The organism is Vibrio sp. OPT46 (assembly GCF_015163535.1).
Classification (GTDB): Bacteria; Pseudomonadota; Gammaproteobacteria; order Enterobacterales; family Vibrionaceae; genus Vibrio; species Vibrio alginolyticus.
The window spans coordinates 32,674-35,234 of sequence record NZ_JADDYG010000445.1 but is presented as its reverse complement, the minus strand read 5'-3'; the positions used below and the strand labels follow the sequence as shown (position 1 = coordinate 35,234).

The following is a 2,561-nucleotide window of genomic DNA, read 5'->3' as shown; positions in this document are numbered from 1 at the left end:
GAACTCTCAAATTTGCTCGCTTATAACTTGATAATAAAAAAGAGAAAACCACGTGCTTGGTTTTCTCTTTTTTTGCAGGAAAGAAAGCGTAGATCATTCACCTTCAATTGCCAAACGGACTGCTGCTTGAGCATGGATAGAAGTGGTATCGAGTAGTGTAACATCGGTGTGACTTTGGTTTACAAGTAAGGCAATTTCAGTACACCCGAGAATCACAGCTTCAGCTCCGTGCTCTTTTAGTTTTTCAATAATTTGCAAGTATATCGTCCTTGACTCCTCTTTGATTTCACCTTGGCATAACTCTTTATAAATAATGTTATGTACTTTAGAGCGGTCGTCTTGATCGGGAATGACGACATCAAGCCCATAACGGTCGGAAAGCCTTCCTTTATAAAAGTCTTGCTCCATTGTGAATTGAGTACCAAGGAGTCCGACCTTTTGAACCCCTTTCTCACGAAGTAACTCAGCAGTCGCGTCTGCGATATGTAGTATGGGGATATTAATACTGGCTTCAATTTGAGGCGCAACTTTGTGCATTGTGTTAGTACAAATAAGAATGAAGTCAGCGCCCCCTTTTTCTATTAAAGATGCAGCATCAGATAGAATGCTTGCCGTTTCTTCCCATTTACCTTGATGTTGAAGTTTCTCTATCTCCGAAAAATTCACGCTATACATACAAATTTTTGCGGAATTTAGGCCGCCTAACGCCTCTTTGACTCCTTCGTTGATCAATTTGTAATAACTAAGCGTCGACTCCCAGCTCATACCACCTAGAAGACCGATAGTTTTCATATAACTCTCCAATCGTTATACACCACCGTGCCAGGGGTGTTTTTACAAAAAAAATCAGCCACTTAAATAAGCAGCATTCAAGCGTCTTCACTATTGAGCATTGGGTAACACGAAAATAAAATCATTCCCACAAGGACCGCTACGCGATTCTCATATATCCTCGCAATATCGTTACTGCATTTCCAGAAAGCTTAACGTGCTCAGTGCTTAACAACTCTGTATGGACGACCCCACTTCTCTTGGAGGCTTGGAAGCCTTTCAGTTGCTTTTTGTTGAGCTCTTTAGCCCAGTAAACACATAAAGCGCAATGTGCAGAGCCTGTAACTGGGTCCTCATTAACACCTACCCAAGGCGCGAAGTATCGAGAGACAAAATCGGCGTCAGTGCTTGATTGAGCAGTGATGACGACGCCACGGCCTTTTTGTTTAAGCAGCGCACCAAAATCAGGGTCGAGCTGTTCAAGCACAAATTCATCATTAATGACGACCAACTGCTTATTATCAAACTGACCGTAGGCGACTACATTGGCGGCATCTAGCCCCAAACCATGAAGTAAGTCTTTGTTAATACTAGCTCGCATATCTAAAGTTGGAGCAGGAAACACCAAATGAATTTCTTCATGATCGAGTTGTGCAGTTAAAACCCCAGATAGCGTAACGAACTCAATCGTATCTCCAGTATTATATAACCCCTGCTCTTTCAGAACGTGCGCCGTTGCAAGTGTGCCGTGTCCACACAAAGCAACTTCCGTCCTCGGTGTAAACCAACGAAGTTGCATTGTACTGAGTGACAGAAATGCCGTTTCAGATAACGACATCTCGGCCGCGATGGCCAACATCGTTTCCTCATCAAGGCTTGACTCTGTGATACAAACACCCGCGGGATTACCTTTGAAAACCTCTGATGTAAACGAGTCAACCTGAAAAATTTTAACTTCCACGAAATATCCTTAAGTTCTATCAAACACGTAATTCTGTATCACGTGATTTTTAATATCTGTTGTTTGAGCGAAAAAAACCTATGAAATTTTCTACCAACCTTATAGGTCTTGTTGGAAGCGCTAACAAACAGGAGAATGTAGTTAATTATGCAAAACGTAAAAAGCCATCATCAATGTGACTCAATTGGATATCTTATCGGAGTTTTCGGCGTTTCTTTAGTTCTAATATGGATTGGTATTTATAAATTCACACCTACAGAGGCCAAGCTTATACAACCGCTCGTTGAAAATCATTTTCTGATGAGTTGGTTGTATGATGTGATGTCAGTTCAAGCCGTATCAAACATCATTGGCGCAACAGAAATCATTGTCGCTATTGGATTAATCGTTGGCCTTAAAAACACACGAGTCGCTTATTTTTCTGGCATAGCCGCCGCAATTATTTTTCTTGCGACACTCAGCTTTCTAATTACGACACCGAATACATGGAAAGTGTCTGATGGGGTTTTGGTGACAAACTTCTTTTTAGTAAAAGATATTCTATTTTTAGCCATTGCGATTAGCGTCATCGAACGAAACAAGCCAAACAGAGAATAACTCTAAATAGTTCGAAATCTTGTTTTTCCAGAACGTAGCCTGAAAGGTGCAAACGACTTACAGGTCGAATGGTTCTGTCAATAACTCTAAACAAAGGCTCTTAAATTTAGAGTGTTTAAGAGTCTTTGCCTCTTAATTATGCGAAACAACATCCTAGCGTAAAGTGAAAAGAAAAGCCTTTCACTCTACTGCTAAGGTTTATTGATACTTTGCCGAAGTAATGAACTCACCG

Annotated in this window: 3 protein-coding genes; 1 reads left to right on the top strand and 2 read right to left on the bottom strand. The window is 41.0% G+C overall.

The genetic code is table 11. The features are described 5' to 3' along the window. Positions 1 to 93 precede the first annotated feature (93 nt). Positions 94 to 792 (bottom strand): aspartate/glutamate racemase family protein, encoded by a 699-nt coding sequence (locus IQR33_RS19420; RefSeq protein WP_053349909.1) that lies wholly within the window; start codon positions 790 to 792, stop codon positions 94 to 96. Between the two features lie 139 nt (positions 793 to 931). Further along, positions 932 to 1,732: a PhzF family phenazine biosynthesis protein gene (locus tag IQR33_RS19415; RefSeq protein WP_031781164.1), complete on the bottom strand. Its 801-nt coding sequence runs from the start codon at positions 1,730 to 1,732 to the stop codon at positions 932 to 934. A 147-nt stretch (positions 1,733 to 1,879) separates the two neighbouring features. Between IQR33_RS19415 and IQR33_RS19410 the strand changes: the two genes are divergently transcribed. Then, complete coding sequence (locus IQR33_RS19410) at positions 1,880 to 2,329, top strand: YkgB family protein (protein ID WP_005376100.1); 450 nt, start codon at positions 1,880 to 1,882, stop codon at positions 2,327 to 2,329. Positions 2,330 to 2,561: the final 232 nt, after the last annotated feature.